Origin of the sequence: Sulfitobacter delicatus (assembly GCF_900102535.1) — a bacterium.
GTDB lineage: Bacteria > Pseudomonadota > Alphaproteobacteria > Rhodobacterales > Rhodobacteraceae > Sulfitobacter > Sulfitobacter delicatus.
This window is the reverse complement of sequence record NZ_FNBP01000003.1, coordinates 246,342-270,554: the sequence shown is the minus strand read 5'-3', so window position 1 is coordinate 270,554 and position 24,213 is coordinate 246,342. Positions and strand designations below refer to the sequence as shown.

22 protein-coding genes and 1 pseudogene are annotated in these 24,213 nt (G+C 61.3%); 13 read left to right on the top strand and 10 right to left on the bottom strand.

Features of this window, described 5'->3' with window-relative positions; all coding sequences use genetic code 11:
- Window positions 1–78 precede the first annotated feature (78 nt).
- From BLS57_RS07680 to dctP (BLS57_RS07660), 5 genes are all read right to left on the bottom strand, one after another.
- Complete coding sequence (locus BLS57_RS07680; RefSeq protein ID WP_093740853.1) at window positions 79–1,590, bottom strand: malonate--CoA ligase; 1,512 nt, start codon at window positions 1,588–1,590, stop codon at window positions 79–81.
- The gene (locus tag BLS57_RS07675; protein WP_093740851.1) at window positions 1,590–2,870 is read right to left on the bottom strand and encodes a malonyl-CoA decarboxylase; all 1,281 of its coding nucleotides are present in this window, start codon (window positions 2,868–2,870) and stop codon (window positions 1,590–1,592) included. Before BLS57_RS07675 ends, BLS57_RS07680 begins: the two co-directional genes overlap by 1 nt.
- Window positions 2,867–4,183, bottom strand: coding sequence for a TRAP transporter large permease (locus tag BLS57_RS07670; protein WP_093740849.1), 1,317 nt, complete (start codon window positions 4,181–4,183; stop codon window positions 2,867–2,869). Before BLS57_RS07670 ends, BLS57_RS07675 begins: the two co-directional genes overlap by 4 nt.
- A gap of 2 nt (window positions 4,184–4,185) precedes the next feature.
- Window positions 4,186–4,731 (bottom strand): TRAP transporter small permease, encoded by a 546-nt coding sequence (locus BLS57_RS07665; RefSeq protein WP_093740847.1) that lies wholly within the window; start codon window positions 4,729–4,731, stop codon window positions 4,186–4,188.
- Between the two features lie 63 nt (window positions 4,732–4,794).
- Window positions 4,795–5,781: a TRAP transporter substrate-binding protein DctP gene (dctP, locus tag BLS57_RS07660; protein WP_093740845.1), complete on the bottom strand. Its 987-nt coding sequence runs from the start codon at window positions 5,779–5,781 to the stop codon at window positions 4,795–4,797.
- A gap of 140 nt (window positions 5,782–5,921) precedes the next feature.
- Between dctP (BLS57_RS07660) and BLS57_RS07655 the strand changes: the two genes are divergently transcribed.
- Window positions 5,922–6,578 (top strand): GntR family transcriptional regulator, encoded by a 657-nt coding sequence (locus tag BLS57_RS07655; RefSeq protein ID WP_093740844.1) that lies wholly within the window; start codon window positions 5,922–5,924, stop codon window positions 6,576–6,578.
- A 7-nt stretch (window positions 6,579–6,585) separates the two neighbouring features.
- Here BLS57_RS07655 and BLS57_RS07650 read toward each other — a convergent pair whose 3' ends face one another.
- From BLS57_RS07650 to dctP (BLS57_RS07640), 3 genes are read right to left on the bottom strand one after another with little or no spacing between them, the layout of a single operon-like run.
- The gene (locus BLS57_RS07650; protein WP_093740842.1) at window positions 6,586–7,902 is read right to left on the bottom strand and encodes a TRAP transporter large permease; all 1,317 of its coding nucleotides are present in this window, start codon (window positions 7,900–7,902) and stop codon (window positions 6,586–6,588) included.
- Between the two features lies 1 nt (window position 7,903).
- The gene (locus tag BLS57_RS07645; RefSeq protein ID WP_093740839.1) at window positions 7,904–8,398 is read right to left on the bottom strand and encodes a TRAP transporter small permease; all 495 of its coding nucleotides are present in this window, start codon (window positions 8,396–8,398) and stop codon (window positions 7,904–7,906) included.
- A gap of 6 nt (window positions 8,399–8,404) precedes the next feature.
- On the bottom strand, window positions 8,405–9,376 hold the full coding sequence (gene dctP, locus BLS57_RS07640; RefSeq protein WP_093740837.1) for a TRAP transporter substrate-binding protein DctP: 972 nt from the start codon (window positions 9,374–9,376) through the stop codon (window positions 8,405–8,407).
- A 239-nt stretch (window positions 9,377–9,615) separates the two neighbouring features.
- Here dctP (BLS57_RS07640) and BLS57_RS07635 point away from each other — a divergent pair, with 239 nt between their 5' ends.
- Together BLS57_RS07635 and BLS57_RS07630 are read left to right on the top strand one after the other, a co-directional pair.
- A complete protein-coding gene (locus BLS57_RS07635) occupies window positions 9,616–10,851 on the top strand; it encodes a putative DNA modification/repair radical SAM protein (protein ID WP_093740835.1) in 1,236 nt (411 codons plus the stop codon).
- Window positions 10,851–12,281, top strand: coding sequence for a UdgX family uracil-DNA binding protein (locus BLS57_RS07630; RefSeq protein ID WP_093740833.1), 1,431 nt, complete (start codon window positions 10,851–10,853; stop codon window positions 12,279–12,281). Before BLS57_RS07635 ends, BLS57_RS07630 begins: the two co-directional genes overlap by 1 nt.
- Here BLS57_RS07630 and BLS57_RS07625 read toward each other — a convergent pair.
- Window positions 12,278–12,916: an SOS response-associated peptidase gene (locus BLS57_RS07625; RefSeq protein ID WP_093740831.1), complete on the bottom strand. Its 639-nt coding sequence runs from the start codon at window positions 12,914–12,916 to the stop codon at window positions 12,278–12,280. The two genes, BLS57_RS07630 and BLS57_RS07625, sit on opposite strands and share 4 nt — an antisense overlap.
- A gap of 138 nt (window positions 12,917–13,054) precedes the next feature.
- Between BLS57_RS07625 and BLS57_RS07620 the strand changes: the two genes are divergently transcribed.
- Genes BLS57_RS07620 through BLS57_RS07610 form a run of 3 tightly spaced genes read left to right on the top strand, consistent with a single transcriptional unit; the run spans window position 13,055 to window position 18,553 of the window.
- The gene (locus BLS57_RS07620) at window positions 13,055–13,789 is read left to right on the top strand and encodes an ImuA family protein (RefSeq protein ID WP_244153625.1); all 735 of its coding nucleotides are present in this window, start codon (window positions 13,055–13,057) and stop codon (window positions 13,787–13,789) included.
- Window positions 13,737–15,224 carry a Y-family DNA polymerase gene (locus BLS57_RS07615; RefSeq protein ID WP_093741214.1) on the top strand — a complete coding sequence of 496 codons (1,488 nt, stop codon included), beginning with the start codon at window positions 13,737–13,739 and terminating at the stop codon, window positions 15,222–15,224. Before BLS57_RS07620 ends, BLS57_RS07615 begins: the two co-directional genes overlap by 53 nt.
- Window positions 15,224–18,553, top strand: a complete 3,330-nt coding sequence (locus BLS57_RS07610; RefSeq protein WP_093740824.1) for an error-prone DNA polymerase — start codon at window positions 15,224–15,226, stop codon at window positions 18,551–18,553. Before BLS57_RS07615 ends, BLS57_RS07610 begins: the two co-directional genes overlap by 1 nt.
- 145 nt (window positions 18,554–18,698) lie before the next feature.
- On the opposite strand, the pseudogene BLS57_RS19925 reads toward BLS57_RS07610, so the two are convergent.
- Window positions 18,699–18,848: pseudogene (locus BLS57_RS19925) on the bottom strand (IS6 family transposase); the annotation flags it as partial.
- A gap of 85 nt (window positions 18,849–18,933) precedes the next feature.
- On the opposite strand from BLS57_RS19925, the gene BLS57_RS07600 reads away from it, so the two are divergent.
- The 7 genes from BLS57_RS07600 (at window position 18,934) to BLS57_RS07575 (ending at window position 24,195) form a co-directional block, all read left to right on the top strand.
- Window positions 18,934–19,773 carry an HNH endonuclease gene (locus tag BLS57_RS07600; protein WP_093740821.1) on the top strand — a complete coding sequence of 280 codons (840 nt, stop codon included), beginning with the start codon at window positions 18,934–18,936 and terminating at the stop codon, window positions 19,771–19,773.
- Between the two features lie 413 nt (window positions 19,774–20,186).
- Window positions 20,187–20,876, top strand: a complete 690-nt coding sequence (locus BLS57_RS07595) for a sulfotransferase family protein (protein ID WP_093740818.1) — start codon at window positions 20,187–20,189, stop codon at window positions 20,874–20,876.
- A gap of 584 nt (window positions 20,877–21,460) precedes the next feature.
- Window positions 21,461–21,979 (top strand): hypothetical protein, encoded by a 519-nt coding sequence (locus BLS57_RS19585; RefSeq protein WP_139186617.1) that lies wholly within the window; start codon window positions 21,461–21,463, stop codon window positions 21,977–21,979.
- A 271-nt stretch (window positions 21,980–22,250) separates the two neighbouring features.
- Window positions 22,251–22,487, top strand: a complete 237-nt coding sequence (locus BLS57_RS20110; RefSeq protein WP_208597543.1) for a recombinase family protein — start codon at window positions 22,251–22,253, stop codon at window positions 22,485–22,487.
- A gap of 419 nt (window positions 22,488–22,906) precedes the next feature.
- Entirely contained in the window at window positions 22,907–23,098 is a 192-nt protein-coding gene (locus tag BLS57_RS07585; RefSeq protein WP_093740815.1) for a helix-turn-helix transcriptional regulator, read from the top strand.
- Window positions 23,099–23,195: 97 nt separating this feature from the next.
- The gene (locus BLS57_RS07580; protein WP_093740813.1) at window positions 23,196–23,477 is read left to right on the top strand and encodes a winged helix domain-containing protein; all 282 of its coding nucleotides are present in this window, start codon (window positions 23,196–23,198) and stop codon (window positions 23,475–23,477) included.
- Between the two features lie 130 nt (window positions 23,478–23,607).
- Complete coding sequence (locus BLS57_RS07575; RefSeq protein ID WP_093740811.1) at window positions 23,608–24,195, top strand: helix-turn-helix domain-containing protein; 588 nt, start codon at window positions 23,608–23,610, stop codon at window positions 24,193–24,195.
- Window positions 24,196–24,213 lie beyond the last annotated feature (18 nt).

Genomic DNA, 24,213 nt, shown 5'->3' with positions numbered 1-24,213 from the left:
CGGTGTCAATCACCTGCGGCTTTCGATCCACCCCGAACTGAGGGGCAGGCAATCGCACTGCCCCCCCCTTTTGGCGCCCTACTGAAACAAATCCCTGTAGCTCTCGCGCAGCACATTCTTCTGCACCTTGCCCATCGTGTTGCGAGGCAGTTCCGGCAGAACGATCAGCTTGCGCGGCTGTTTGAACTTCGCCAGCGACCCGCCCAGATCCGAAGCGATTTGGGCGAGGTCCAATTCCGCCCCCTTCTTAGCCACCAGCACCGCGACGACACTTTCGCCAAAATCAGGGTGCGGGACGCCGATCACCGCGCTTTCCAGCACGCCGGGCTGGTCGTCGAGCAGCAGTTCGACCTCTTTGGGATAGATGTTATAGCCTCCCGAAATGATCAAATCCTTGTCGCGCCCGACGATGGTGACATAGCCATCCGCATCGCGCCGCCCCAGATCGCCGGTGATAAAGAACCCGTCCTCACGCAGCTCTTGGGCGGTCTTTTCGGGCATCTGCCAGTAGCCTTTGAACACATTCGGCCCGCGCACTTCGATGCTGCCGATCTCGCCGTCAGGCAGGGTTTCCCCGGTCTTCGGGTCAGTGATCTTCAGCTCCACATCCGGCAACGGGAAGCCCACGGTCCCTGCCCGGCGCTCGCCCTCATAGGGGTTGGAGGTGTTCATATTGGTCTCGGTCATCCCGTAACGCTCAAGGATGCGGTGGCCGGTGCGCTCTTCGAATGCGACATGGGTCTCGGCCAGCAGCGGCGCGGAGCCGGAAATGAAAAGCCGCATATTGTCCGCCACGTCGCGGGTGAAGCGGGCGTCGTCCAGGAGCCGTGTGTAGAAGGTCGGCACGCCCATCATTGCGGTGGCATGGGGCATGTGTTCGATCATCTGGTCAATGTCGAGCTTGGGCATAAAGACCATCGCCCCGCCCGCGACCAGCGTCACATTCGTTGCCACGAAGAGCCCGTGGGTGTGGAAGATCGGCAAGGCATGCAGAAGCACGTCTTGGGCGGTGAACTGCCACAGATCGGCCAGCGTTTCTGCGTTGGACAGCAGGTTCGCTTGCGTCAGCATTGCCCCCTTGGAACGCCCGGTTGTGCCCGAAGTATAGAGGAAGGCCGCGAGGTCATCGCCGCTGCGCTCGACCGTGTCAAAGCTATCCTCGGCGGCATCGGCGCGGGCGGCCAGACTGCCGTCACCATCGGCGCCAAGAGTTTCCAACTGCGTGCCCGCGGCTTTGGCCACCGGGGCCATCTCATCGCGCCGCGCAGGCTGGCAGACAAAGGCCGCGGCCCCGCTGTCGGTCACGAAATAGCTGACCTCATCGGCGGTATAGGCGGTGTTGAGCGGCAGGAAAATCACCCCTGCCTGCGCACAGGCGGCATAGACGGCGAGCGCATCGGGGGATTTGTCGATCTGGACCGCCAGCCGGTCCCCTGCCCGCAGCCCTAGATCGCTAAGCACATTGGCAAAACGCGCCGCACGCGACAGGAAGCCAGCGTGGGTCAGCGTCACCCCACCCGCCAGATGCAGGAACGGCGTGGTCTTTCCGGCGTGACGGCCGAACAATGTATCGTAAAGGGGGTTTGCCATCACTTTGCTCCTTTGGTGTCGGTCTTATCGCCAGCCTTTTCGGCGGCTTTCTCGGCAGCGCGTGCCAGCGCCACGACACTCGGCGCGGCGGCGACCTCGTGGCTGTCGGCAAAGCGTTCGTGGTTTTGCGCCACGGCGGAGAGGTCATAGAGGTAATTGACCATCGCGCCAAACGACTGTTTCTGGCCGTTGGTCGACGGGTCAGCCTCTGCATGGACTGCGTGGACCATTGCGCCATTGCCCAGATGGAACCGCGCCACCGGATCACGCGGCGCGCCGCCGGGGCGTTTGGCCTGCAACAGATAGCGTGCGGTCAGGGGCGCGAGATTGGCGCGGGCGGTCTCTTCGCTCACGCCCTCTTCTTCCAGCCACGCGGTCAGACCTGGGATCGGCGAGAGGGTCACAAAGGTCTTTAACCCCGGCAATTCACGGGAAAGGTCATCGACCACTTGTTTGATCAGCGAGTTGCCAAAGGAAATCCCCGCCAGCCCCGCCTGACAGTTGGAGATGGAGTAGAACACCGCCGTGTCGGCCTCTTCGGCCTTCAGCACATCGCGGTCTTCAGTCAGCACCTGACTGATCGCCCCCGGCACGCCTTTGGTCAGCGCCACTTCGACAAAGATCAGCGGCTCGTCGGGCATCGCGGGGTGGAAAAAGGCAAAGCAGCGCCGGTCTGTGGGCTGCATCCGGCGGCGCAGGTCGTCCCAACTGTCGATGGCGTGGACGGCCTCATAGGCGATGATCTTTTCCAGCACATGCGCCGGGCTTTCCCAGTTGATTGGACGCAGGACCAGAAATCCGCGATTGAACCACGAGGAAAACAGGTGGCGAAAGTCGAGGTCGACAGCTGCCAGCGTCGGCTCCTCGCGTGTCATGGCGAGCAGATCGTTGCGCATCGCCACCAGACTGCCCGTCGCCCCCGGCACTTGGTTCAACCGACGCACCAACTCCTGCCGTGGCGGCTCGGAGGCGGCCATGAAAGCGCGGTAGCTTGCCTTGGAGGAGGCGGTTTCATAGTCCTGCAAAGTGCTGCGCACACGGTCCGGATTGATGTCCAACCCAGTGGCGAGATGCAGGAAGAATCCGCGCTTTTCCTCCTGCGTCATCGCGGCGTAGCGGTCGAGGATTTGCCGCGCGAGGATCATGCCGCGCACCTCGCCCCGGTTGCCGATTAGATCGGCCACCAGTTCCTCCATTGCGCGGTTGTCCCACTGCCCCGCCGGAACGGCCCGGCGCGAGCGGTCAAAGACGGTTGAGAGCAGATCGGCCAACAGGCTCATATCGCGGCCCCCATCACGAGGTCAGGCAACCATGTGGCGATGCCCGGGAACAGGCAAAGCAGGATGATCGCCAGCACCATACAGGCCACGAAAGGCAGCGAGCCGAGCAGGATCGTCTTGAGCGGAATGTCTGGCGCGATGCCGTTGATGACATAGAGGTTCAGGCCAACGGGCGGGGAAATCAGACCGATCTCCATATTGATCGTCAGCACCACGGCAAACCAGATCGGATCAAAGCCCGCCGTCACGATCACCGGCAGCAAGATCGGTGCAGCCATCAAGATCACCGCGACGGGGGGCAAGAAGAACCCGGCGATCAGCAGGAAGATGTTGATCGCGCCCATCAGGAACCAGCGGTTGATGTCGAGCGTGCCGATCCATTCGGCGATGGACTGGGTGATAAACAGGCTCGACAGCATGTAAGAGAACACCCCGGCGGCGGCGATGATGAACAGGATCATCACGCTTTCCCGTGTGCTGTCGCGCAGCACGACCCAGAGGTCTTTGGGGTTCCACAAACGGTAGATCACCATCGCGATCACAAGGCAAAGGAGCGCGCCCACGGCAGCGGTCTCGGACGGGGTCGCGATGCCGCCATACATGGCATAAAGCACGCCGAGGATGATCAGCAGGAAGGGCAGCACCCGCGGCAGAATCTCGAACTTCTCGCGCCATGTGTAAGGTGTCACATTCAGCAGATCACGGTTGCCGGACTTAGCGGTGGAATAAAGCGACCACGCCATGAACAGACCAACCAGCAGCAGCCCCGGCAGAACGCCCGCCAAGAACAGCCGCCCGATCGAGCTTTCAGTCGCGATGCCGTAGACGATCATCGTGACCGACGGCGGGATCAGAATGCCCAGCGTGCCGCCCGCCGCGATGGAGCCTGCGGCCACGCCGTCCGGATAGCCGCGCTTGCGCATCTCGGGGATGCCCATCTTGCCAATCGCCGCACAGGTCGCGGGGCTGGAGCCCGACATCGCCGCAAAGAGCGCGCAGGCACCGAGGTTTGAGATCACCAACCCGCCCGGCACGCGGGTCAACCAGCGCTCCAGCGCTTCATAAAGGTCGGCACCCGCGCGTGTTGAGGCGATTGACGAGCCCATGATGATGAACATCGGGATCGCAAGCAGCGCGAAATTGTCGAGCTTGCCGAAGAGGATTTCAGGCATCAGCTCAAGCGAGCGGGCACCGTCGAAAACGATCAGGAAACCAGCAGAGACGATCAGCAGGCCAATGGCCACCGAGACGCCGGAAAACAGGACCAGAATGGTGAAGACTGCGACAAGGCCGCCAAGTACGAGGGGATCCATGCTCAGGTCTCCAATCCAAAGGGGGTGTCGATGCGCAGAATGACGGCGACAAGGTCAGCGGTCAGTTGCAGCGCCAGCAGACCAAGACCGACGGGCAGCGACAGATAGGGAATCCACAGACGCACGCCCCAGACGGTGTCGGACTTCCAATTCCGGTCCCACGCGAAATGCCAGAACTCATAGCCATACCAGAGCATGACCGTGATGATCAGGATCGACATGGACAGGGTCACGACACAAAGGCCAAAACGCAGACGCGGTGGCAGCATCAGCGGCACCAGATCGACGTTCACATGCCCCCGCAGCTTTTGCACATAGGGCAGCCCGATCAGCGTCGCGGCGATCACGAGGTAGATCACCATCTCCGTCTGCCAGATCGTTGAGTGGTTCAACACAAAGCGGACAAAGATCATCTGACAGGTGATCCCCACAGCGACGACGATCATCGCGGCGGCGCACCAGCCCGCCAGCGTCGAAATCGCGTCCACGGTGTTCACGAACAAGTTTTTGCGCGCGCGGGACTGCACGGCCTTCGGCTGCGTTGCCATTGAAACGCCTCTCTTTTCAGGGTCTTAGATTGGGGCGGCACAGGGCACCGCCCCCCACTCCGATCACTCGACCGCGAGCGCCATGTCGAGCAGCTTTTGCCCGTCAGGGGTGTCTTCGACGAACTGCTTGTAGGACGTCTCTTTCGCCAGTTCGCGCCATGCGTCGAAATCTTCCTGGCTCATCTGCGCGATCTCAACCCCGGCCTCGCGGAACACTTCTTCGGAGGCCGCGTCTTCCTTCTTAGCCTCTTCCAGATAATGCGCCTGCGCCTTTTCGGCACCGGCAAGCAAAGCGGCCTGCTGCTCTTCGTTCAGCCCTTCAAAGGTCGATTTGTTCATCAACAGTGGCTGATACATGAACCACAGCGCAATATCGCCCGCCGGGGTGTAGCATTTCGCCTGCTCATAGATCCGGTAAGAGACAAATGACGAGGACGACGTGTTCGCCGCGTCCAGAACGCCGGTCTGCATGGCGTTGTAAATCTCGGACGACGACATCGACGCAATCGAAGCCCCTGCCCCGGCCAGCATCTGCTCAAACGCCTTGCCCGCCGCACGGGTTTGCAGGCCCTTGATGTCCTCAGGCTTAGTGATGCAGCCATCGGCGCCGACAAAGCCGCCCGCGAGGTAGCCGTGCACCAGGACCATCACGTCATCTTCGGCCATCTTCTCTTCGAGCGCTTCCATAAAGGGCGACTCATTCAGCCGCGCCGCGTGGTCGTGGTTTTTCACCAGACCGGGCATCAGCGTCAGGTTATAGGCCGGCTGCTGGCCACCCGCGTAGGACAAGGGCAGCACCGTCATGTCCAACTGGCCCCGGCTCAGCGGCGTATATTGCTCGCGCGCTTTGAACAGCGATTGCGAGCCGAAAATCTTGATATCAAGGTCCACGTCCGCGGCGGCGACTTCGTCGGCGACGATCTTGGCCACCTCATGGCGGATATCTGTGTTGGACCATTGATGCGACAGGCGCAGCTCCTCAGCACCGGCGCTCCCCCCGGCGATCATCAATGCGGCAGCAGCGACGGTCGATGCGAAATTCAGTTTCATTATTTTATTCCTCCCAGAAAAGCCGGTCGACGAATCGAACCCGACGGCAACACGTTCCCGCGATCTGCATAATGAGTCAACAATCTTGTATACAAGAATATCTATCTTGCACTTTCTGGGTGGAAGGATACTCTGCCCCCATGACCGAACGCAGCGCAGATAAGATCGCCACGGAGTTGGAACAGCTTGTTTTTACAGGCGAACTTTCTGACGGCGACCGGTTGGACGAGATCAAACTGGCGAAACGCTTTGGCGTGTCCCGCACCCCCGTCCGCGAGGCGATTCAAAAGCTCGCGACCACCGGATTGGTCACTCAAGAACCCCGGCGCGGTGCCTTCGTGCATCAACCCGGCCCGGTGGAATTGATGGAGATGTTCGAGGTCATGGCCGAGTTCGAGGCCACCTGCGGACGGCTCGCGGCGCTGCGGATCAGCGATGCCGCGCTGGCCGAGTTGGACGCCGTGAACGACCGCTGTCAGGCCGCGCTGGATGCCGAAAACCCGGATGAATACTACCTCGAAAACGAGCGTTTTCATCATCTTATCTATGAAAGCTCAGGCAATGGTTTTCTGGAGCAAGAGGCCCGGCGCTTGCACCGCCGGCTGAAACCTTACCGCCGCGTGCAGTTGCATCTGCGGGGCCGAATGAAGCAGTCCATGGCCGAACACCGCGACATCGTGGCGGCGCTCACCGAAGGCGATGCTGACCGCGCAGCGGCGGCGCTGCGCGGTCATGTGGCCATTCAGGGCGAGAAGTTCCACCACCTCATGGCGAACCTCAAAGCGGTGGCGAAATAGCCCTTCCCTACCGGCCCATCAGGCTGGGCAGCCAAGTCCCAATCTCTGGCACCCAGACGATTAGCGCCAGCACGAAGAGTTTGATCAGCAGGAAAGGCATCACCGCCGCATAGATCTGCGGCATCCGGATCTCCGGCGGTGCCACGCCGCGCATGACGAACAAGAGCAGTCCGAAAGGCGGGGTCAGCAGGCCGATCTCCATGGTCAGCAGATAGACCACGCCTAGCACCAACTCATTGATCCCCATGGCATTCGCCAGCGGCACAAAGACGGGCACGGTGACCATCAGCATCGACACCTGGTCAATGAAACAGCCCAGAAACAGCAGGATCGCGATCATGCCCAAGAGCACCATCAGCGGTGTCGGGTCAAAGCTGTTGATGGCGTTGATCAGCCCGTTGGTGGCCCCCGAAAAGCTGAGCACCTGAGCAAAGGTCTGGCTGGCAGCGATGATGAAGAGGATCATCACCGACAGCTTCAGCGTCTCCATCAGCGCCTTGCCCAGTTTGGCCCAGCTCAGCGAGCGGTAGGCCGCGCCGATGATCACGGCGGTGATGCTGCCCAAGGCCGCGCTTTCCGTCGGCGTGGCGATGCCCGCCAGCAGCGAGCCGATCACCACGGCAAAGAGCACCGACAGCGGAAGCACATAGATTGCAAAGGGCGTCCAACGCTCGCGCAGGGACATCTCTTCATAGACATCCGGCGGCGCGACTTTGGGGTCGAGCAAGCTGCGCCCGACCACATAGGCCACGAAGAGCACCGCCAGCAGCAGCGCGGGCAGCACACCCGCGATCAGCAGCCCGGCGATGGAGATGCCCGCAAGCGAGCCCACCAGAACCGCCAGGGCCGAGGGCGGGATCAGCATGGCAATCGCGCCCGAGGCCATGATCGGCCCCATGGCCATCGACGGGTGATAGCCGCGCTTCAGCATCCCCGGCAGCAGCGTGCCGCCCAGCATCGCGGTATTGGCAATGGTCGAGCCCGAGAGGGCGGCAAAGATCGTGCCGCCAAAGATTGTCACCACCGACATGCGCCCCGGGATGCGCGTCACCACACGCTCAATCGCGTCGATGGCCCGGTGCGCCACCCCGGTCTGAAACAGGATCTCTCCCATCAGGATAAACAGCGGTATCGGTGCGAGTTGAAAATTCGCCACCGACTGCGCCGAATTGCGCGCCAGTTGCAGGATGCCGCGGTCTCCGCCCAGCACGAAATACGCGCCCACGGTGGTCACGGCGATAAAGGCAAATGCGACCGGCAGGCCGATCAGCAGCAATACCGCCAAACCGCCCAGCATAAGGGTCAGGATCAGGCCCCATTCCATGTCAAAGACCACTCAGGCTACGCTCGGCCGTTTCCGGAAAGAGCAAACGTCGGATAAAGATGATGGTGCAGAGCCCCAGCGACAGCGGCACAAAGGCCAGCATCCACCACTCGGGGATCACAAAAGAGGTGCGGATCATCGAGCCACGCGCCGCCGAAGCCAGCACCGCTTGCAGCCCGTACCAGCCCAGCACCCCTGCCGTCACCGCGCCGATGGCGCTGGTAAGGCGGGTCAACGCACGGGAGGTGCCCTCGGTCAGATTGCTGGTGATCAGGTCAACCTTCACATGTCCGCCAATCGACAGCACCCAAGGTGCGCCGAGGAAGGTGGCGATCATCAGCGCATATTGGATCGCATCCAACGCGCCATAGACCACCGGCAACCCGAGATTGCGCAGCACCACATTGAGGGCGATGAACACCGCGATCACCCCGAGGATACCGGCCGATAAAACGGCCAGCCCCCGGAGTGCCCGGTCAAAGAGGATCGAGATCATCTTTGCTTACTTGGTCATGCAGGCGCGCATCTGCTGCGCGAGATCGGCATCCACCTCTTCCACCGCAGCCCAGCCCGCGTCGCGCGCGGCATTGGTCCAAGCCTCGGCATCCGCTTCGCTCAGCGTGATGGTCTCGATCCCCGCCTCGGCCTGCGCGGCATATTCCGACGCGTTGCGGTCGGCGTTGTCGTTGTTAAGCTCTTCCATCCAAGCCGCACCCTCTTCGAGCTTGGCGCGCTGTTCGTCGGTGAGTGAGTTCCATGTGTCGAGGTTCACCAGAGTGTTCACATCGACGTTGTAAAAGCTTGGATCGACACGGTATTTCGTCTGCTCATCCCAGCCGAGATCGAGCACACCCTGCGAGGGCCAGCCGTAGCCGTCAATCGCCCCACGCTCCAACGCGCTATAGACTTCGCCCGGCGCGGTGCGCACCAGATTGGCGCCCAGCTGCGTGAACATAGCCTGATAGACCGGCGTGGTGCGGATGGTCAGGCCGCTGAGGTCCGGCCCGTCGATCGGTTTCGTCAGATAGAGATGATAGCCGATGCCGTCGCCGCCATGGCCGAGGTATTTGACATTCATCTGCTCTTGGTGAATGCGGTCGACCAGCTCATAGCAGCCATTCTCGCGCTGCTCTTGGATGGTGTTTTCCGCCAGATGCAGCGCGTCGCCCGTGGGCAGCAGGTTCGGGTAATAGGCCGTGGTGTTGTTGGCGATGTCGACGACGCCGGATTGCACGGCATTGCCAAGCTCGAACGGTGGCACGGCCTCGGGCCCACCGACCATATTGATCTGCACGACCCCTTTGCCGTTCTCGTTGACCCAATCGACAAAGGATTCAAATTCACGGCTGAAAGCAGTACCGAGGGTAAAGGCCGACACGGCGCGCAGGGTAACTTCCTCGGCGCTGGCAGTGCTGGTGGTGGCGATGGTGCTAACGGCAAAAAGCGCCGCGCTGAGCGTGGTTGTTGTTTTCATTGTCTGTCTCCCAGTTGTTATCAAAGACCCGCGATCTGTGCCCCGGTGCCCTCGTATGCATTTGCATAATATGTATCTGCATGTAATTCGTAGCGGCAAGTTTCGCATCCGTCAAACGAAACCGCGCCCGCTCATTCCCGCCCTTATACACAGCACGAACTGGCGGTATCACGCCCAGTTTATCGGCGTCGTTAACTTCTCCTAATGACACCCCCGCCATGAGAACATATATAGAACACATGGCAAAACAGACACTCGATCAAAAACTGGCGATTCTCAGCGATGCGGCGAAATACGACGCCTCCTGCGCCTCCTCGGGCTCAACCAAACGCGACTCGCGCGATGGTAAGGGGCTGGGCTCCAACGAAGGCAGCGGCATCTGCCACGCATACGCCCCCGATGGGCGCTGCATCAGTCTGCTGAAAATCCTGATGACCAATTTCTGCATCTATGATTGCAGCTATTGCATCAACCGCGTGTCCTCAAATGTCGACCGAGCGCGGTTTAGCGTGGATGAGGTGGTGAAGCTCACCATCGAGTTCTACCGCCGCAACTATATCGAAGGGCTGTTTCTGTCGTCTGGCGTGATCCGATCGCCGGATGCCACCATGTCCGACATGGTGCAGATCGCCCGCAAGCTGCGGCACGAAGAGAACTTTCGTGGCTATATCCATCTCAAGACGATCCCCGATGCTTCGCCCGAGTTGATCGAAGAAGCCGGGCGTCTGGCCGACCGCCTGTCGATCAATGTCGAACTGCCCACCGACAGCGCGGTGCAGCAATATGCGCCCGAGAAAAAGCCCGAACAGATCCGCCGGGCCATGGCCAATGTGCGGATGGTGAAGGACGCAGGCAAAGAGAAATCCTATACAGGCAAACGCCCGCCGCGCTTTGCCCCCGCAGGCCAGTCGACCCAGATGATCATCGGCGCGGATGGCTCCAACGATGCCACGGTGCTCGGCCAATCGACGCGGCTTTACTCCAGCTACAAGCTCAAACGCGTTTATTACTCCGCCTTCTCCCCGATCCCCGACAGTTCCGCCAAACTGCCGCTGATCCGCCCGCCGCTGCAACGCGAGCACCGGCTCTATCAGGCCGACTGGCTGCTGCGGTTTTACGATTTTCAATTGGACGAGATCACCTCTGTCACCCGCGACGGCAACCTCGACCTCGAAATCGACCCCAAGCTCGCTTGGGCGCTGGTGCACCGCGAACACTTCCCCCTCGACGTGAACCGCGCCAGCCGCGAAATGTTGCTGCGGGTGCCCGGCTTTGGCGTGAAAACGGTGACCCGCATCCTCGCCACACGGCGGCACCGCAGTCTGCGGTACGAAGACCTCACCCGCATGGGCGCCTCGATGAAAAAGGCCCGTGCCTTCACCACCGCCGGGGGCTGGACGCCCGGGGGCCTCACTGACAGCGCCAACCTGCGCGCCCGCTTCGCCCCCCCGCCTGAACAGATGACGCTCTTCTGATGCACCACGTCACCCTGTCCCCCATCGGCACGGCCAAGGTATGGCGCGAAGCCGCACGCGGATTTCTGGCGGCGGGTGTGCCGCCGGAGCAAATCCTCTGGGGCGACCACGCGGCGGCACCCGATCTTTTTGGCGGGGAAAGTGCCACGCCGTCGGGGGGCAAGGTCTCGGTCCCGCGCAGCTTTATCTCCATGGCCGAAACCGCCGTCTGGCACAGCGATCCCGAGCGTTTCGCCCGGCTCTATGCCTTTTTGTGGCGGGTGAAGGACGCGCCGCATCTGATGGCGGATCGGGGCGATGCGGACCTCGCCGTGCTGCGGGGGATGGAGAAGAACGTCCGTCGCTGCCAGCACAAGATGAAAGCCTTCGTCCGCTTCCGCGAGATCGGCGCTCCCGATGCGCCGCGCCGCAGTTTCGCGGCTTGGTTCGAGCCCACGCATCACACGGTGGAGCCGACGGCGGATTTCTTCGTCCGGCGGTTTTCGGATATGGACTGGCGCATTCTCACGCCAGATGTCTCGGCGATTTTCGAGAATGGCAAACTCACCTTCCAAGAGGGCCATGCCAAGCCCGACCTCCCCGAGGACGCAGGCGAGCAGTTGTGGATCACCTATTTCCAAAACATCTTTAACCCCGCCCGCTTGATGGTGAAGGCGATGCAATCCGAGATGCCCAAGAAATACTGGAAAAACATGCCCGAGGCCGCCTTCATCCCGCAGATGATCGCCGAAGCCCCTGCCCGCGCCCGCGCCATGGCCGAAGCCGCGCCCACCCTGCCCCCCGTCCGCATGGACCGCGTGCAGGCGCAGCTTTCGGCCTTCGATTCCGCTTGGGATGGCCCGATGGAGGAACTCCCCTCGGCCATCCGCGCTTGCACCCGCTGCCCGCTACACTGCCACGCCACCCAAGCCGTGCCGGGCGAAGGGCCGCGGAATGCCGATCTGATGGTGGTGGGCGAACAGCCCGGCGATCAGGAGGATCTCGCGGGACGCCCCTTCGTGGGCCCCGCCGGGCAGATGTTCGACCGGGTGGCGGCAGAGGCTGGCCTCGACCGCGAGGCCGCCTTTGTCACCAATGCCGTCAAACACTTCAATTTCACCGCCCGCGGCAAACGCCGCATCCACCAGCGCCCCGAGACACCCGAGATCGATCAGTGTCGCTGGTGGGTCAACGCCGAGGTGGCGCAGGTACAGCCCAAGTTGATCCTCGCCATGGGTGCCACGGCGGCGCAGAGCCTGACCGGCAAGGGCACGGGCATTCTCAAGCGGCGCGGCAGCATTGAGGCGGGGCCCGAGGGCATCCCGGTGCTGATCACCCTGCACCCGTCCTACCTCTTGCGCGTGCCGGACCCGGCGCGGCGCGAGGAAGCCGAGGCGCAGTTCCGCTCCGATCTCGCCATGGCCGCGCGGATGATGGCGGAGGCGGCTTAATCCTCGGGGTCGATGACCTGCAATGTCCCATCCGGGAGGGGTTGTTGTAAGGCGGGCAGATCGGCGGTCTCGGCGCTCAGCCACGCCTGCACGGCCTCGGGCGAGGTCAGGATTACCGGCATCGCCTTGGGGTGCACCGCGCCGACCTCGGCATTCGCCTCGGTGGTCAGAAAACCATAGAGGTTGTCGGTCGTCTCACCGTCCTTGAGTTTGCGCACGGAGGTCCACTGCGTCCAAATCCCGGCGAAAAACGCCAGCGGGCGGTCTTCGTCGAGCGCGAACCAGACCGGGCGCGAGGGCTGGCCGGGGCGGTTGTGCGGCTCTGAAAAACTGGTGAAGGGCACGACGCAGCGATGCTCCGGCCCCAACCAGCGCCGCCAATGGGGCGAGCCGATGTTGCGCACGTTGGTGACACCGCGGTCGGTCTTTTTGCCCTTGAGCGCGAAGGCCGGCGAGGGCATCCCCCACCGCATCATGGTGAGCACCGGGCCCTCCGCGCCGCCGCGTACCACGGGAGCGCTGTAATCGGGGTAGATGCCGGGCATCGGCGGCAGATTGCCCGCTTGGTCATCGATGCCGTCGAACCAGCCGCGGATCGCGTCTTGGCCCTTGGTCAGGGAATAGAGATTGCACATGGATCAGGCCCCCTTGCCGCCGTGGTTGCGCCCAGTAGATGCGGTTTTATTAGCCCCCGGCAAGGGTGCAGCGATCTTTGACAGGACCGCAGTTCGTGATTTATATGTAGAACAAAATGTGAACATATGGATTCGTGCATGACAACCGATTCTTCATATGGGCAGGTCCTTACCCTGCCACGGCGCAAGCCGTCGACGCCCCCCGAGCCGGGGGTGCTGGCCACACATGCGCCGCTGACGGATGTGTTTCCGACCGGGTTTGCAGCCCCCTCGGCCACCGGTTTTGTGCTCTCGCTGCTGCCGCAAAGCGCCGGCCCGGTGCTTTGGGTGCAAGACTTTCTGTCGCGGCGCGAGAATGGGGCGCCCTATACCCCCAGCCTGCGCGGTTTCGGGCTGGAGCAGCCGGTGCTGCTGGTCACCGTCAGCCACCCGCGCGACGTGCTTTGGACGATGGAGGAAGGGGCGGCCTGCGCGGGGCTTTCTGCGGTGATCGGCGAGGTCCATGGCGGGCCGGAGGTGCTGGATTTCACCGCCACCAAACGGCTGTCGCTCCGGGCCGAGGCCTCGGGCGTGCCGCTCTATCTCATTCGCAGCGGCGATCCGGGGGGCCTGAGTGCGGCACGGATGCGCTGGCGCATCTCTGCCCTGCCCTCGCAAGCCCATCCGCAGGACGCGCAGGCGCCGGGCGCGGCGCGGTGGGATCTCGACCTGTTTCGCGCCCGCGGGCATCCACCGGGCCGTTGGGTGGCCAGCCATGACCCCGAAAAACGCCAAAGCCCCCGCGCCGCAGATCGTCTCCGTCTGGTTCCCTATGCTGACGATGGAGCGGTGGCGCCGGGTGATCGCCCAATACCGCAGCGTACCGGGGGATGACGTGGCCGTCGTCCTGTCACGCGACGGCAGCCATGGGCCGGTGGTCCATGGGCTAAGTGCTGCGGCACAGGCGCGCGGGATCGAGGCAGGCGCGCGGGTGGTCGATGTGCAGGCCATCCACCCCGATCTGCATGTCGAGCCTGCCGATCTGGAAGGTGATGAGGCGCTGATCCAGCGGCTGGTGCATTGGGCGCGGCGCTGGTGCCCTTGGACGGCGCGGGACGTGGACCACGGTCTGCTGCTGGACGTCACCGGCTGCACGCATCTGTTCGGCGGCGAAGCCGCGATGCTGCGCGACATCCGGGCGCGTTTCGCGTTGCAAGGGCTGACGGCACGGGTCGCCATGGCCCCCACCCCCGGTGCCGCACAGGCGCTGGCGCGCTTCGGCTCCGGCGCGCAGATTTGCGGGCGCGAAGATGTAGCCACCGCCCTCGCCCCCCTGCCCGTCGCCGCCCTGCGGCTCGACGCCCAGACCACGCGGCTACTGGACCGGCTCGGCCTCAAGACCATCGGCGCGCTTTCCGATCTGCCTCGCGCCGCGTTAATGCGCCGCTTCGCCAGCCTCAAGCCTGACCGCAACCCGCTGATCCTGCTCGACAAAGCGCTCGGCACCGCGCCCGATCCGCTCAACGCCCCGCCCGACCATCGCCACTTCATGACCCGCAGCCGCCTGGCTGAACCGGTGATCGACCCCGCCCCGCATCTGCCCACGCTGGTCGAGGACCTCTGCACCCTTCTGGCCCGCGCCGAACTGGGCGCACGGCGGCTCAGGCTCACGATCTACCGCATCGACGGCGATTGGCGCGCCCTCGGCGTCGCCACGGCGCGGGCCAGCCGAGACCCCACGCATCTGCGCAGGCTGTTCGACGGCAAGCTGGAGAACATCGACAGCGGCTTTGGTTTTGACCTGCTGACGCTGGAGGCCACCGACAGCGAGCCGCTGCCGCTGATCCAAGACCACCTCGACGGCAAACGCGACCCCTCGGCGGATGTAGCAGGCCTACTCGACCGTCTCGCGGCCAAGCTGGGGGCGGACAAGGTCAGCTGGCCCGATTGGCAAGAGAGCCACAGGCCCGAACGGGTGGAGCGCCGCGTCGATGCGCTGCAAGGCACGCCCACCGCGGCACCCACCCTGCTGCGCGACCGCCCCCTGCGCCTGCTGACCCCGCCCGAGGAAGTGCGCGTGATCTATGCCGTGCCCGAAGGCCCGCCCTCGCAGTTCAACTGGCGCCGCGTAACCTATAAAACCATGCGCCACGCGGGGCCGGAGCGCATTGCGCCCGAATGGTGGCGCGACCGCCCCGGCACCCGTCTGCGCGATTATTACAAGGTGGAGGTCGAAGGCGGCCAGCGCTTCTGGCTCTACCGCGAGGGGGTGATCCACGACGGGCGCGGGGCCGAGCCACGCTGGTTTCTGCATGGGCTTTTCGCCTGATGCCCGAGCAGGAGGGACATAAGCGCCGCACGCTGGGCGAAGACGGGTTCAGCACCCCGCCCCGTGCGGAATATGTCGAGTTTGGGCTGGCCAGTTGCTTCTCCTTCCTGCGCGCCGCCTCGGACGCCGTCGATCTGGTCGAGACGGCGCATCACCACGGCTATGACAGCATCGGCATCGCGGACCACAACACGCTGGCGGGTGTGGTGCGGATACATGTGGAGGCCGAGAAAGCCCATATCCGCCCCCTGATCGGCGCGCGGCTGGTTTTGCTCTGCGGCACCGAACTGCTGGCCTACCCGCAGGACCGCGCCGCCTATGCGCGGCTCTCGACGCTTTTGTCGGCGGGCAAGATGCAATCGGTGGACGGGGAATGGCAGCAAAAGGGCGAGACCCATCTGACGCTGGAAATGCTGGCGCAACACGCCGAAGGGCTGCACCTGATTGTCATGCCACCCGAGAACCTCGACGTCTTTGCCGCCGGCCTGCCGCGGCTGGTCAAGGCGCTGCCGGACATGCGGCATCTGGGCGCGAGCCACCTCTACCGCGGCGATGACCGGGCGCGGATCAACCGGCTGGATGCGCTCGCCCGCGCCCATGGGCTGAGGCTCCTCGCCACCAACGACGTGCTCTACCACGCCCGCCACCGCCGCCCCCTGCAGGACGTGATGGTGGCGATCCGCGAAGGGGTCATCGTGCCGAAAGCGGGCTATCTGCTGGAGGCCAATGCCGAGCGGCACCTGAAATCCCCCGAAGCCATGCTGCGCCTCTTTGCCGATTGGCCCCATGCCATCGCCGAGACGCGCAGGCTGGCGGATAAGATCACCTTCCAACTCACTGATCTAGCTTACGAATACCCGCATGAGATCGTGCCCGAAGGCCGCACGCCGATGGAGGAACTGTCGCGCCTGACATGGGAGGGCGCGGCGCGGCGTTATCCTGACGGCCTGCCCGAGGCGGTGGAAAAGACCATCCACAAGGAATTCGCCCTGATCGAGAGCAAAAAGATCGCCCGCTATTTCCTGACCATCTACGACATCGTGCGCTTTGCCCGGCAGGACGCGCAGCCGCCGATCCTCTGCCAAGGACGCGGCTCGGCGGCCAACTCCGCCGTCTGTTTCTGCCTCGGCATCACCTCGGTTGACCCGGCGGTGCATAACCTGCTGTTCGAGCGTTTCCTGTCGGAGGAACGCGATGAGCCGCCCGACATCGATGTGGATTTCGAGCATGAGCGCCGCGAGGAAGTCATCCAATATATGTACGGCAAATACGGCCGCCACCGTGCCGGGCTTTGCGCCACGGTGATCCACTACCGCCCGCGCTCGGCCATTCGCGAGGTCGGCAAAGCGATGGGGCTCAGCGAGGACGTCACCTCGAAACTCGCGGGCACGATCTGGGGCAGTTTCGAGGGCCAGATGGACGATGATCGCACCCGCGAAGCGGGGCTGGACCTGTCGGACCCCTATCTGCGTATGGTTCTGACGCTGGCGAAACAGATGATCGGCATGCCGCGGCACCTGAGCCAGCACGTCGGCGGCTTTATCCTGACCGAACGCCCCCTGACCGAGATCGTCCCCATCGGCAATGGCGCCATGCCCGAGCGCAGTTTCATCGAATGGGACAAAGACGACATCGACGCGCTGCAGATCTTCAAGGTCGATATCCTCGCCCTTGGCATGCTCACCTGTATAGCCAAATGCTTTGATCTGATCGAAGCGCATTACGACCGCCCGCTGGAACTGGCGACCGTCCCGGTGGAGGATCACGAGGACGACGCCACCGGGCGACCGACCTATGACATGCTCTGCCGGGGCGACAGTCTGGGGGTCTTTCAGGTCGAAAGCCGCGCGCAGATGGCGATGCTGCCAAAACTGCGGCCGCGCGTCTTCTATGATTTGGTGATCGAGGTCGCCATTGTCCGCCCCGGCCCGATCCAAGGCGATATGGTCCACCCCTATCTGCGCCGCCGTCAGGGGCTCGAGAGCGTCGTCTACCCCGCCCCCGGCCCGGCCTATCCGCAGGACGAATTGTTCAGCATCCTCAGCCGCACCTTAGGCGTGCCGATATTTCAAGAACAGGCGATGAAAATCTCCATCGACGCGGCGCGGTTCTCGCCCGCCGAGGCCAATGAGTTGCGCAAGGCCATGGCCACCTTCCGCTCGCGCGGGACGATCGAGAAGCTGCAGGACAAGATGGTCGGCCGGATGACCAAACGCGGCTATGACCCGGTCTTTGCGCAGCGCTGTTTTGACCAGATCAAGGGGTTCGGGGAGTACGGCTTTCCTGAGAGCCATGCCGCGAGTTTCGCCAAGCTGGTCTATGTCTCCTCATGGATGAAATGCCATTATCCGGCGGCCTTTGCCTGCGCGCTGCTGAACTCACAACCCATGGGGTTTTACGCGCCCGCCCAGATCGTGCGCGATGCGCGCGAGCATCAGGTCGAGGTGCGGCCCGTCGACGTGAACCTCTCGGATTGGAACTGCACGCTGGAGCCTTGTGGCGAGGGCTTTGCCCTGCGCTTGGGGCTGCGCATGGTGGATGGGTTGCAGGAGAAAGCCGCCGTGCGGATCATGGACCGGCGCGAGACGCCTTTTGTCGATGTCGAAGACCTCAAGACCCGCGCCGGGCTGGATGCCAAGGCGATCCGCCAGTTGGCCGCCGCCGACACGATGCGCAGCATGGGGATCGACCGGCGCCAAGCGCTGTGGCAGAGCCAAGGGCTGCGCGACGCGCCCGCGCTGCCGATCTTTGACCATGCCGAGGCGGCGTCTCAGGGGCCGGAGCCGGAAGTCGCCCTGCCGGTGATGCCAAAAGCCGAACAGGTGGTGGCCGATTACCAGACGCTGCGACTGTCGCTCAAGGCGCATCCGATGTCGTTCTACCGCTCGAGTCTCGCCGCGCAGGGGTTTTCCTCGGCCCGCGATCTGGCGCGGATGGGGCATGGCCGGCGGGTCAAGCTCGCTGGACTGGTGCTGGTGCGCCAGAAGCCGGGCAGCGCCAAGGGCGTCTGTTTCATCACGCTAGAGGATGAAGGCGGCGTCGCCAACCTCGTGATCTGGCCCAATATGTTCAAGCTCTACCGCCCCACGATCATGGCTGCACGCTTGCTGGTCGTGGAAGGCCGCGTGCAGACCGACGGGCGGGTGATCCATGTGGTGGCCGACCGGCTGGAGGACCGCTCTGACCGGCTCGCCGCGCTGTCGGATGCGCCGATGCCCGGCATCACCACGCGGGGCGATCACCCGACCCATCCGCTGCCCGGCCAAATGGCGATGCACGCACACCCGCGTGAAGTAAGGGTAATTCCGAAGTCGCGGGATTTTCACTGAGGGGTTTTGGCGTTCTTGGAAGAGATGGCCGTAACGCTACCTATAATCAAGCATTGTATGAAAGCGCTAGCGGGGCTGCCAGACGAATTCGAACCAGTCTCTGAATGAGCGATGACGCTGCCCCCTATTTCGCGCAGAGACAGCACTACTCAGTGCGTGCGCCATCACGGTTCAGCTTGAAATTGGGTCGAATTGAAAGGCTGCGTTCCTGATTAAAGTGATTGTAGACGGAAGCGTGACTGGCTGCAAATTACTGTAAGCTTCGCATGCGCCGGGCGGAGCGAGCGTTTCGCTGATGGAAGTCAACCTTGGCCGAAAATGATAGTCGTCTAAAAATAGCTCCGCGGGTAGGCTTTCTTTGCAAGCATTACGGAGGATTCATGAAGATAGGTCAGATTGTCCAAAGCTGCGTTCCGGCAATCTTCAAATACTGCGAAGACACTGAGCCCGAAGAATTTGCGCGCCTGCAAGACCCGAGATATTCAAAAGAAACCTTCGATATCAATTATCCGTTTTGCCGTCAGGTGGCCCAGATAAGTGCCGCTGATCGGGTCAGGTACTGGACGCGCGTATATGAGGTTAATGGCGTCCCCGTGCGCGTGACGAGCCAATGGTTCAATCCTCCGACCAGCAAGAGCCTTCCCCTTTTGCAGCGTTACTTGACCAGCAAAGGACTCCCCGCAGATTTTCACCCTGTGCCAGCGACTTCCGATGCCCTGCCATCCGACGCTGCCACCCGTGCTGCGCGAGGTCGTTACAAGGGAAGCGCCATCGGAAACGCACAGAATTATCTGGTACGAAACATTCTAAGCCGTCTCGGCGATGAGCAGTTCAACGCGCCCCAGTGGCAAGAAGTGGTTGATGCGTTCGACAGAGCTTGCGCCTATTGCGGTGCAGAAGGGGAACTGGTTATGGACCACATCGTCCCCATCAACAAACAGGCTCTCGGCGAGCATCGGCTTGGCAATCTCGTCCCTAGCTGTCGCGCCTGCAATGCGCGAAAAGCAGATAGGAATTTTCGGGAGTTTTTGGCCGACGATCCGATCAGGATCTCGGCCATTGAGGCGCACATGATGTCGCAAGGCTACGAACCAATTGGGGACCACACTCAGTTGCGGCAAATCATCGAACTTGCGCACCAGGACGTTCGCAACCTCGCCGACCGCTACGTCGCAATCATCAACACAGTACTGACCGACAAACCCGACAGCACGGAGTAGGCTTTCGGGAATGCATGGAGGCGACCATCGGTTGGCAGGGCCGGTTCCGATGCGAACGACATGGTGTGCAGCAATCCGGAGACCTCCAGCAAAGCCCGCGAGACATACTAGACACTCCTTCGCCTGTGTTGTGTTTCCGTCTGTTTTGAGACGAAGTCAGAACCAGCGAAACAGGGCGGTAGCGTGTTTTCCCGACTACCACAGGACGGGCATCATCGAAGCCTGTTTCCATGAGCCTAGGATCGGCAAGAATAGGACGATCTCGTGGCACGATGGGCGTCGGGGTGGAATTCAGGCCAATCATGCGCCAGCATTCAATCCACTCAGGTGGGGCTTCTCAAATTCATCCTTGAGCTAAGGCAGAAACTCTATATCTGTTTAGCTGACTTGCAATTGGAGGCCTGACAAAACTTATGATAGAACCCGTTATTATTCTCGGCATGCACCGGAGTGGAACCAGTTGCTTGACCGGTTGTCTAGAGGCCGCTGGGCTGGAAATGGGAGATATTGACCGAGCGCCTCACACGAACCCCAAAGGCAACCGGGAAAACCGCAGAATCATGGCTCTCAACGATGCGGTTTTAGCGGACAACCAGGCTACTTGGAGTGACCCTCCGTCCCTCGCTGTAAAATGGGCTGCCAAGCGCATTGCCGAGCGCGATCGGCTTATTGGCGAATATCCGTCGGATCGGAAATGGGGCTTCAAGGAACCACGAACTCTTCTGGTGCTACAGGGGTGGCTTGACGCCATACCTGATGCCCAGATCGTCGGATCGTTCCGCCATCCTGTAGCGGCGGCGCGGTCCCTTCAAGAGCGAAACCAGTTTCCCCTCGAGAAAGGTATGGAGCTCTGGCTCCACTATAACCGTCTGCTTCTCGATGTCTGCGAAAAACAATATGTCCCGCTTATTTCATTCGATAGCTCAGCTGATGATTACCAAGAGCAATTGAACGGTATTCTGGATTTTATCGGTATCTCGCAATCGGAAGACACCAATTCCTTTTTTGAGCCTGATCTTAGGCGGAACTCGATTTCCGAATCGGTCGCGCTTTCTCCCGAATTTCAATCAACCTACGATGCGCTCCGAGCTCGGGTGGTCTGATCAAATGGCGATTGTGTCCAGTCCCGACCGGGACCTCAATGCGGCATCTGAAGAGACGGGTTTTTTCATTCCGCTGTCAATGCGTTTATTTCCAAAGAACTTGGGTTCCGCCGCCTACAAGATTTAAGGCATCGCGAGCCGTTGCGACTGGGTTGTGTTGAGTGACACCAACAGCGATACGACGCATCTGCACAAGAACCTGCGTACGGATCCCCCCCGTCATATATTCTTGTCTCTCCGCAACCCTTTTGCTGCTGTCCGCGCCTTCGCAAATCAGATTTTGCCATGCTTGAGTACGCCGTTCGTTCTCGTATCCGGGTCAGAAGATACGACGATACCTCGGCAATTGGATAAACGCTGGCGGTCGTTCGACGATTCAGAAGACGCGTGTATCCAGGCTATATTGAACCATCCCATGTTGATCCGGTGGTTTGCGGAAAACCTTTCGGATGCCGATAATGACTGTTTTGTAGCCTTGCCTACTGGAATGGTGTTTCCCGAGGGGCTGCCTGAGGGCAGGTATAAGTATACCCCACACCTCTGCAACGGCAACCAGGCCACTCCGCGCATTCTGCGCCCACCGCGTGCGCGAAGGCGAACAATGGAAAATTCGCCGCGAAGTTACGACCCGCGCCGAGGGTGAATGGTCTGACTGGTGCACCGTTGCTCGGGAAGAGCTTTCAGAACCAGAGTTTCTCGCGGAAGTCGAGAACCACGCCTTTGTGTTTTGCGTTGAGGGTGGTGGACTCGATCCGTCGCCAAAAGCCTGGCAAGCCATTCTCCACGGGGCGATCCCAATCATTAGAAAAACCGGCACCTACAGGGCATATGCAGAGCTTCCAGTGGCTTTCGTCCCAGATTGGCGAGCGAATTGCTTCAACCCGGAATGCCTCAAGGTATGGCGCAACCATCTCGCGCCCTACTACGACGAGCCCGCGCTTCGCGCCAGTACGCTGACCCGCCTCGGTCTCGACTACTGGTGGCGCAAGATTTCAACGGCGAAGCGGATTTTGCCAAGTAATACTTCCAGTTCGCGGTTTGATTTCGAGGTGGGCAGATTGATCCTATCCATGATAGTTCATTCCCCAGTCTTGACGCGTTGAAATCTAAATCTATTCCCAAAACAGATGACTCAGATATGTAATGCACAATTGCCTTACCTGCATAAATCAAGACTAATGCACGCCTTTCTCGTTCCAATGATATTAACCACTTGGCGCGTTCATAAATCGCGTACATATTGGTGGCATGAATTTGATCGGATATGCCCGCGTTTCCACTTCCGGCCAGACCCTCGATACACAGCTTGGCGGTGCGGGGTGCGCATCAGCATTCAGGGAGAAGATAAGCGACGCGTGATCGGATCGTCCCGAGCTGAATAGAGGCCTCGACGCGCTATCCGAAGGTGACGTGCTGATTGTAACGCGGCTCGACCGACTGGCGCGATCGACGCGCGATCTTTTGGATATCGTCCACACAATTGAAACCAGGGGCGCGAAGCTCAAGGCGCTCACGGATTCATGGACAGATACAATTACGCCAACAGATAAGGCCGATTGTCGGCTGGTCTATTTGCTGGAACGAGGCAGATGTTCCACAAACTCACCATGAGCATTACGAAACTTTGGGCTTTGGCGAAATCGACTGGGTAGCGCGCGAAGAGAGTAGAGCCAAGCGCCAATCCAGAAAAAAACCTGAGAACCACATTCTTGAGTGTATTTTGGCAGCCTTCCCTGATGGAAAGGGCGGCGCGACGTGGCCAGACGTAGAAGCGAGAGTCGGCTATTCTCGGCGGAGTATAGTGCGTTCGCTAAAGCAAAACGGGCTGCATTCAAAGTGGGCAATCACAGGGCAACGTCAATAGGCAAAGGACGCCCAGCCATTGCCCACTTGCCCACTTGCCCACTTGCCCACTTGCCCACTTGCCCACTTGCCCACTTGCCCACTTGCCCACTTGCCCAGATTTACGTTGAGCCAAAAACCGTCAAGTATTCCAGCACGAACCGCATTTAGCCGAAAGGAACCGCGACGTGCCAGAACAACACCTACGCCGCCCCGCAGTCGAAGCTGCTACAGGACTTAGCCGATCAAGCCTTTACTCCATGGTGGACGCGGGCGATTTCCCGCGCCCCATCCGCATCGGCAAACGCGCAGTGGCATGGCCTGAAAGTGCTGTAGCCGCTTGGCTGGCTTCTCACCCCAATGCGCACTATGGCGGATAATACAAAGCCCACGCAGTAACAAAACTGGCGCAGGCGCTGGGTCGTCTTAACACCTTCCCATTACCGCGCTGCAATCCTTACGTAAAGGATTCAGTCTATGAAGATTGAAGTAGCGCTTTCGAGCGAAGAACCCCGCACACTCAAACTAAAGGGCCGCTTGGGTTGGGCCATGGCACATTTAGCCGAGACAGGTCCAAAAGGCGTCACACCTATCACACGTCCAGCGCCAAGATGGTCTGGATACGTGTTCGACCTCCGTGAACGAGGCGTCCCAATAGATACCATCATGGAGCCGCATGAAGGCAGCTATCTCGGCCAGCATGCCCGCTACGTCCTTACCTGTGATGCAAGCATCCAGCTATTGGATGGAAAACCGTGAACATGAAATTACATCACAACGCACCGTTCAGCATCCCGCTCACTCCCTTCGAGCGCCATTTGGCTCGCAAGCAGCGCCTGCCCAGTCACTGGGTCCGAACGCTAAACGAATTGCGCGAAGGGCATCGCTAATGGCGAAAGGCAAGCGCCGTGACAGCGAAGGGCAGTACATCATCCTGCCCTATGCTCAATTGAAGTCTGAAGCATGGCGGTCCCTTTCGGGGGCCGCCGTCAAAGTTTGGCTCGAACTGCATACCCGCTTCAACGGCGGCAACAACGGCAACGTACGACTTTCCATGAATGAAGCCGTTAGCGCGCTGGGCATATCAAAAGGAACCGCCCAGCGCGCGTTTGTCGAATTGGAGGAAAAGGGCTTCATCGCCCTGCACAACCCCGGCAACTGGTATCATCGGAAAGCCCACGAATGGCTCCCAACCACGAAGCGAATGCAGACTCGCAGTGGCACTCAGCTTGCCACGAACGATTGGCGACACTGGCGAAAGAAACAGAAGAAGGTCCGCCTGAGTACCCGTCGTCTATGCCGATGGGACCACCACGAAACCCAAAGCCCGCCACTGGGTCCACCAGAGAACCCGTCAGACCCGTTTCGTCGCGGCGCATGGGTACTCAGATGGGACACTAATACTAACCACTCTCAGGGGAGCAACTTAACAGGAACGATTCAACCTAAGTCGCTCCGAGCGGCTCTTCTTAAATGAAGAGAAGGATCGAAGACG

What these genes read in the sequence shown, in the direction of transcription:
- BLS57_RS07580 (WP_093740813.1), top strand. Translation starts at nt 23,196, where the DNA reads ATGAAGATTGAAGTAGCGCTTTCGAGCGAAGAACCCCGCACACTCAAA.
- BLS57_RS07645 (WP_093740839.1), bottom strand. Translation starts at nt 8,398, where the DNA reads ATGATCTCGATCCTCTTTGACCGGGCACTCCGGGGGCTGGCCGTTTTA.
- BLS57_RS07630 (WP_093740833.1), top strand. Translation starts at nt 10,851, where the DNA reads ATGCACCACGTCACCCTGTCCCCCATCGGCACGGCCAAGGTATGGCGC.
- BLS57_RS07595 (WP_093740818.1), top strand. Translation starts at nt 20,187, where the DNA reads ATGATAGAACCCGTTATTATTCTCGGCATGCACCGGAGTGGAACCAGT.
- BLS57_RS07610 (WP_093740824.1), top strand. Translation starts at nt 15,224, where the DNA reads ATGCCCGAGCAGGAGGGACATAAGCGCCGCACGCTGGGCGAAGACGGG.
- BLS57_RS07635 (WP_093740835.1), top strand. Translation starts at nt 9,616, where the DNA reads ATGGCAAAACAGACACTCGATCAAAAACTGGCGATTCTCAGCGATGCG.
- BLS57_RS07670 (WP_093740849.1), bottom strand. Translation starts at nt 4,183, where the DNA reads ATGGATCCCCTCGTACTTGGCGGCCTTGTCGCAGTCTTCACCATTCTG.
- BLS57_RS07620 (WP_244153625.1), top strand. Translation starts at nt 13,055, where the DNA reads ATGACAACCGATTCTTCATATGGGCAGGTCCTTACCCTGCCACGGCGC.
- BLS57_RS07675 (WP_093740851.1), bottom strand. Translation starts at nt 2,870, where the DNA reads ATGAGCCTGTTGGCCGATCTGCTCTCAACCGTCTTTGACCGCTCGCGC.
- BLS57_RS07600 (WP_093740821.1), top strand. Translation starts at nt 18,934, where the DNA reads ATGAAGATAGGTCAGATTGTCCAAAGCTGCGTTCCGGCAATCTTCAAA.
- BLS57_RS07665 (WP_093740847.1), bottom strand. Translation starts at nt 4,731, where the DNA reads ATGGCAACGCAGCCGAAGGCCGTGCAGTCCCGCGCGCGCAAAAACTTG.
- BLS57_RS07650 (WP_093740842.1), bottom strand. Translation starts at nt 7,902, where the DNA reads ATGGAATGGGGCCTGATCCTGACCCTTATGCTGGGCGGTTTGGCGGTA.
- dctP (WP_093740845.1), bottom strand. Translation starts at nt 5,781, where the DNA reads ATGAAACTGAATTTCGCATCGACCGTCGCTGCTGCCGCATTGATGATC.
- dctP (WP_093740837.1), bottom strand. Translation starts at nt 9,376, where the DNA reads ATGAAAACAACAACCACGCTCAGCGCGGCGCTTTTTGCCGTTAGCACC.
- BLS57_RS07655 (WP_093740844.1), top strand. Translation starts at nt 5,922, where the DNA reads ATGACCGAACGCAGCGCAGATAAGATCGCCACGGAGTTGGAACAGCTT.
- BLS57_RS07680 (WP_093740853.1), bottom strand. Translation starts at nt 1,590, where the DNA reads ATGGCAAACCCCCTTTACGATACATTGTTCGGCCGTCACGCCGGAAAG.
- BLS57_RS07575 (WP_093740811.1), top strand. Translation starts at nt 23,608, where the DNA reads ATGGCGAAAGGCAAGCGCCGTGACAGCGAAGGGCAGTACATCATCCTG.
- BLS57_RS07625 (WP_093740831.1), bottom strand. Translation starts at nt 12,916, where the DNA reads ATGTGCAATCTCTATTCCCTGACCAAGGGCCAAGACGCGATCCGCGGC.
- BLS57_RS07615 (WP_093741214.1), top strand. Translation starts at nt 13,737, where the DNA reads ATGGAGCGGTGGCGCCGGGTGATCGCCCAATACCGCAGCGTACCGGGG.